This window comes from uncultured Nevskia sp. (genome assembly GCF_903885465.1).
Classification (GTDB): Bacteria; Pseudomonadota; Gammaproteobacteria; order Nevskiales; family Nevskiaceae; genus Nevskia.
The window spans coordinates 1-5,769 of sequence record NZ_CAISIQ010000314.1; the positions used below are offsets into that span (position 1 = coordinate 1).

Here is a 5,769-nt window from a genome sequence, read left to right on the forward strand (position 1 = left end):
CCACTTGCCGGAACAGCGGCAAGGCTTGGGCGTAGCGCCTGCGCTCGGACGCCAGCACGGCGAGATTATTCAGCGCGTAGGCGCCCTCGATCTTCCAGCTGCGGTTGGCCGGATCGCGATCGATGAGCGTCTGCGAGATCCGTTGATATTCGAGCAGATTGGCTTCCGCCTGATCGAACTGGCCGGCGCGCCAGGCGGCGTAGCCGACCCAGAACTCGGTCTGGCCCAGTTCGAACAGCAGTTCGTTGTCGGCTGGCGCAGCGGCCACCAGTTCGCGCTGCAGCTTCAGTGCGGCAGAGAGGGTTTCCACTGCATCAGCCGGCCGGCCCTGGGCGAAGCGCACTTCGCCGATCTGGCGCAGCGCCTTGGCGCGTGCGGCCAGCGCGCGCGGGCCGGGATCGCTGCCGCGATCAAGGCCCGCGAAATAGGCCGTGGCCCGGTCGCCGACGGCGTCGAGGATGTCGAGCTTGCCGAGCGGTTCGAGCTTGCCTCGGAGATCGCCGAGCATGAAGCCGATCAGCTCCTCGCCCTGCTGGCGGCTGTGCTCGGCTTCGCGCTGGGCGAACACGGCGACGATCGCCAGCGCCACGGTGATCGCCGCAACGACGAGACTCAAGGACGCCAGCACCGCCAGCCGGCGATTGCGGGCGATCAGGTCGCGACGCTTGAGTTCGTCGAAGCCGACGCCGAGCAGACCGGCGATGATCTTCAGCCGGGCGTTGTCGCGGCCATCGGCGGCGTCATCGAGCTGGGCGGCCATCGGTTCCAGCGGCTGGCCGTTGACCGTGGCCTGGCGCAGCGCCGGCGGAAAGCATTCGCGTTCCGGATGGCCCTTGGCGGTAGCGTTCGGTTCGCCGTCGACGATCAGGCACAGCAGGCTGGCCGGATCGCGGACTTTCAGGAACAGTTCGACTTCTTCGTTCACCCAGCGTGACGTTGCCGCGTGCGGCGAGCAGATCAGGATGTAGCAGCGGCTTTGCGCGATCGCCTGCCGCAGCTGCTCGGCGAGTGCGCCGGCGGACAGCTCCTCGCGATCCCGGAAGATCGGATACAGGCGCGCGGGCACCGGGCCGTACTGGCCGACGCTACCGACCAGATGCTTCGGCACGCGATAGTTTTCCAGCGCGCGATGCAGCCATTCGGCGACCTTGCGATCGCGATGGCTGTAGCTGATGAAGCCCGGATACTTGTAGTTGCTGCCGGTCACGCCCGCTCCCCCGAACCCCAACATCACCCTGCTTGACCTCAATCCGCTTCCGCCTTGTCCTGTCGTCGTACCGATCGCTTGTACGCATGACGGCGGTTAGGCCGCGAGCGTAGTCAGCTTGTTCCGGTGCAGCAAGCGATTCAGGCCCGACCGTTGGCCGGGTTGTCAGGCGGATCGTCAGCCGGATCTTCGAAAGCCAGCCCGAGCTGCGCCTGTGCCACTTTCTTGCGCGGCCGGGTGGTCGGCGGCAGGCCGGCCTTGCGGCTGCCGTGGCGCTGCTGGATGACCTCGGCCTGGCGATCAAACTCGGCACCGTCGCGCACTGCCCAGACCCGGTCGCGCGCCTCGCGGGCAGCCTCGATCGGATCGACGATCGGCAGCGGATAGTCGCGGCCGAGCCGCACACCGGTTTCGGCCTGCTGTCGTTCGTCCATCCGCCAAGGCGTGTGGATCAATACCGCGGGCACTTTCTCCAGCTCCGGCAGCCAGCGGCGGATGAAGATGCCGTCCGGATCGTGATCGAGCCCCTGCTTGACAGGGTTGTAGATGCGGATGGTGTTGATGCCAGTCACGCCACTGTGCATCTGCATCTGCGGGTAGTGGATGCCGGGTTCGTAATCGGTGAACAGCCGGGCCAGATGCAGCGCCGGCTGCGGCCAGTGCAGCCACAGGTGATAGCTGGCCACGGCGCACAACATCGCTCGCATCCGGAAGTTGATCCAGCCGGTGGCGATCAGGCTCTTCATGCAGGCATCGACGAACGGCAGGCCGGTGCGGCCCTCGCACCAGGCGGCAAAGCGTGCCTCGTCGAACTCGTTTTCGCGCAGGCCGTCGTAGGCCGGATGGGTGTTGGTGAATTCCAGGCGCGGTTCGGATTCCAGCTTCTGGATGAAATGGCAGTGCCAGTGCAGCCGCGCAATGAACGCCCGCAGCGCGCGCTTCCAGCTGGCTTGTCGATCGATGGGCTCGGCATCGAGCATCCGCAATTGCGTCACTGCCGCCTGCGCCGTTTCACGGATGGAAAGCGTGCCCCAGGCCAGATGCGGCGACAGCCGCGAGCAGGATTCGGCGGCGGTCAGCGGGCTCGACAGCTCGCGGTGATAGTGGCCGCCGCGCTCGGTGAGAAAGCTGTGCAGCGTGCGCTGTGCTTCCGAGCGGCCACCGCGCTGGCGGCCGGGGCAATCATCAGGCGCCAGCCAGGGCAGCTGCTGCGGCGGCATCGGGCCGGGATCGACATCGAGCGACCTCAGGCTGACCGGTGCTTCGGCGCAATCGGCCGACATCATCTGATCCCAGCGCCGTGCCCAACCTTCACGCGAGCCGAGCCGGCGGATCACGCCCTGCTGGGCAATCTCCGTCCAGGCGATGCCCTGCTCGCGCGCCCAGGCACCGACCGCGAGATCGCGGCCATAGCTCCAGTCGTTGCCGGTTTCCTGATGACTCCACAGCGCGAACGCGCCCCGTTTCGTCCTCAGCGCTTCGAACACAGCCACCGCTTCGCCGCGGCGGATCACCAACGGCTGGCCCAGATTGGCGAGGGCGGCGCGCAACTCGATCAGCGATTCGCGGATGAACGCCCAGTGGCGGCCCGAGGCATCCGGCTGCTGCCAGAGCGTCGGCTCGACGATGTAGATCGGTAGCACCGGCCCGGCTGCAGCGGCCCGCGCCAGCGGTGCATGGTCGGCAATGCGCAGATCGCGCTTGAACCAGACGACTTGCAGCATCACGGCGCGGCTCGCGAGGATCGGATCGGCAATGTAGCGGCGCAAGGTGCAGCATGTCGCGCGGCAAGCGGAGGGTTCATGCAAATGTCCGGTCCGCGGCGGGAATCCCGTCTGGACCTGAAACATCCTCTTTGATCGGCTCGAAGATCCGGTCGGGCGGCAGTCGGCGCAAGGTCTGACCGGTCGCAAAGGCGGTGCGCATTCTCAGCAGCGAGTGGAAGAACATGAACGGAATTGGGGCAGTCGTCATCAGACAGGCGCCGCGGGCGCTCCTGCTGTCGGCAATCGGTTTTCTGCTTGCGCGACCCGCGATGGCCGAGGGGGAGCCTGCTGAAGGATTGGTCATTGCCAATGCCGCCCGTTCGTTGAAGCTCAACGCCAGCCCGATTCTCGCCGACAGAAAACTGCCGACGCCGCCGATACCGGCCATCGACGGCGCGCTGCTGGATCGGCTGGGCCTGAAGCTCAGCCTGTCCACCGAACTTCTGCTGGCGCCGAGGGCCCGATTTACCGCCGCCGTGGGCACGGCCGGAGGGCGCGATCCTTCTGCGGTCGCCGTTGGCGATTTCGACGGCGACGGCCTGCCCGATCTGGCGGTGACCAACCACGACGAAGGCAGCGTGTCGATCCTGCTCAACAGCAGCCTGCCGGGTAGCGAGCAAGTCCACTATCGTCTGGCCCTCAGCCAGGCGGTTGGCGCGCAGCCGCACGCGGTGGTCGCCGGCGATTTCAATGGCGATGGACTGCCTGATCTGGCCACCGCGAATGTTGGCGACGGCAGCGTCTCGATCCTGATTGCCGATGGCGCGGCGCGCGGCGATGTGCACTTCAGCTCGCTTGAATTGCCGGTGGACCCGCTCGGGCCGATCGCCATCGCCGCCGCCGATTTCAACGCGGACGGCAAGCTCGACCTGGCCACCGCCAACTACCTCGGCAGCAGCGTTTCGATCCTGCTCAACGACACCGCGGACGGCGCGACGGTGGCGAGCTTCAGCGTTGCCACCCAGCTGCTCGCCGGCATGGATGGCCCGTATGCGCTTGCCGTCGGCGACTTCAACGGCGACGGCAAGCCCGATCTGGCGACCGCCAACAGCTACGGCAACAGCGTGGCGATCCTGGTCAACGAGACCCTCCCGGGCAGCAGCGACTTGCACTTCAGCCTGGCCGCCAGCCCTGCCGTCGGCCAGTGCCCGATCGCGATTGCCGTCGGCGATTTCAACGGCGATCACAAGCCTGATCTGGTCACCGCGAACAACTACGACGACAGCCTGTCGATCCTGCTCAACGACACGGCACCGGGTGCCGCTGGTACCAGCTTCGGCGTTGCCGCGAACACCGTCGTCGGCATCAACAGCGGCTTGACCGCCGTCGCCGTGGTCGATCTCAACGGCGATGGCAAACCCGATCTGGTCACCGCCAACGACGGCAGCGACAGCCTGTCGATCCTCGGCAACGACACTGCGCAGGGCGCTGCTGCCGTCCGTTTCAGCGTCGTCGCCAATCCGACGGTCAGCGGCAATCTGTACGCGCTGGCGATCGGCGATTTCAACCGCGACGGCAAGCCGGACCTGGCAGTGACCTCGGGCGGCAGTGCGGACGGCAGCACCGTCTCGACGCTGAACAACGACACTCCGGCCCGCCTGCTGCTGCAACCGCGGACATTGCAGGCTCGGAGTGACGATCGCCTCTCGAAACCCTAGTAACGAAACTCCAGGGCCAGCGCCGCGCGCACCAGGCGCTTGCCCTGCTCGGGCCAGTACATCTGGGTGTCGATGACCACCGCCCAGCGCGCACCGAGCGTATGGCGCACGCCGAGCCCGGCCATGACGCCACCGAAGTCATCGTTGCCGCGCTCGCTGATGCCGTTGATCGTCACCTGACGTTCGGAATGCCCGTAATAGCCACCGATGCGGGCAATGGCATCGAGCGTCGGTGACAGCGGCAGGCTGTAGCGCAGGCGCAGGCCATAGGCATCGCCGCCGATCGGCAAGGCCTTGAGCAAGTCGCGGCCTAGCTGCTGCGGATTCGGCGAAGTGCCGCTGACGATGGCGCCGTAGCGGCCGAGGTTGTCGTACGACGCTTCCAACGCCAGCCAGTCGTTCAGCTCGCGGCCGCCGTAGACGCCCCAGCTGAAGTCCAGCGTGTTGATCGTCGCATCGGCATCGTTGCCATTGCCGGCGATGGCGCGATTGCCGTCGCCGTGCTGACCACTGGCGGCGTTACCGATCGCTACGCCGGTGTACCAGGCGTTGCTCGATTCGGCAGGTGCCGGACTTGCAGCGGAAGCGCCTGCCGACAGCAGGAGCGCTACTGCACCGATCAGCCCGCGTCCGCGCAGCGCCCTCCAGCGCATCGCGACCCGGCGCAGCAGCGCCGCGAGTGCCAGCCAGCCGAGCAGGCCGCCGGCCGCGCCACCGCCACGTCGGGCCGAGCCGTTGACGCTGTCGTCAGGCCCGACAACCGGCGGTACGACGGCGCCGACCACGGTGATGGTGACGGTGGCGGTCTGGGTGCTGTCGCCTTCGGCGTTCGGGCGGCGGCTTGCGTTGCCGGCGCTGACCCGCGGCGGCGCTGCGGTTTCACGGCGCGGCGTGGCGATCGTGTAGCGGAAGCTGTCGGTGCCGGCGAAACCACTGGCCGGGGTGTAGCGGATCGCGCCGTCGACGATTTCCACAGTGCCATTCGCCGGGTTGCCGACCGATTCAATCTCGAAGGCATCGCCATCGGCATCGCGATCATTGGCCAGCACATCGATCAGCACGGCGGTGTCCGCGGGTGTCGTCGCCGTGTCGTTGACGGCCACCGGCGGCGTGTTGGCCGGCGCTGCGGCGCTGACCG

The 5,769-nt window shown here is 67.3% G+C and carries 5 protein-coding genes; 1 reads left to right on the top strand and 4 read right to left on the bottom strand.

Going from position 1 to position 5,769, the window contains the following annotated elements:
* The 3 genes from QZY06_RS12205 to QZY06_RS12215 all read right to left on the bottom strand — a co-directional run.
* Positions 1-1,207: toll/interleukin-1 receptor domain-containing protein (locus QZY06_RS12205; protein WP_295684678.1), on the bottom strand; the 1,207-nt coding region annotated here is incomplete at its 3' end.
* Between the two features lie 140 nt (positions 1,208-1,347).
* Positions 1,348-2,976 (bottom strand): FAD-binding domain-containing protein, encoded by a 1,629-nt coding sequence (locus QZY06_RS12210; RefSeq protein ID WP_295684681.1) that lies wholly within the window; start codon positions 2,974-2,976, stop codon positions 1,348-1,350.
* Positions 2,977-3,007: 31 nt separating this feature from the next.
* Entirely contained in the window at positions 3,008-3,307 is a 300-nt protein-coding gene (locus tag QZY06_RS12215; protein WP_295684685.1) for a hypothetical protein, read from the bottom strand.
* On the opposite strand from QZY06_RS12215, the gene QZY06_RS12220 reads away from it, so the two are divergent.
* Positions 3,297-4,631: a VCBS repeat-containing protein gene (locus QZY06_RS12220; RefSeq protein ID WP_295684688.1), complete on the top strand. Its 1,335-nt coding sequence runs from the start codon at positions 3,297-3,299 to the stop codon at positions 4,629-4,631. The two genes, QZY06_RS12215 and QZY06_RS12220, sit on opposite strands and share 11 nt — an antisense overlap.
* Here QZY06_RS12220 and QZY06_RS12225 read toward each other — a convergent pair.
* On the bottom strand, positions 4,628-5,769 hold a 1,142-nt coding region (locus tag QZY06_RS12225; protein ID WP_295684691.1), incomplete at its 5' end, for an Ig-like domain-containing protein. The genes QZY06_RS12220 and QZY06_RS12225 overlap by 4 nt on opposite strands.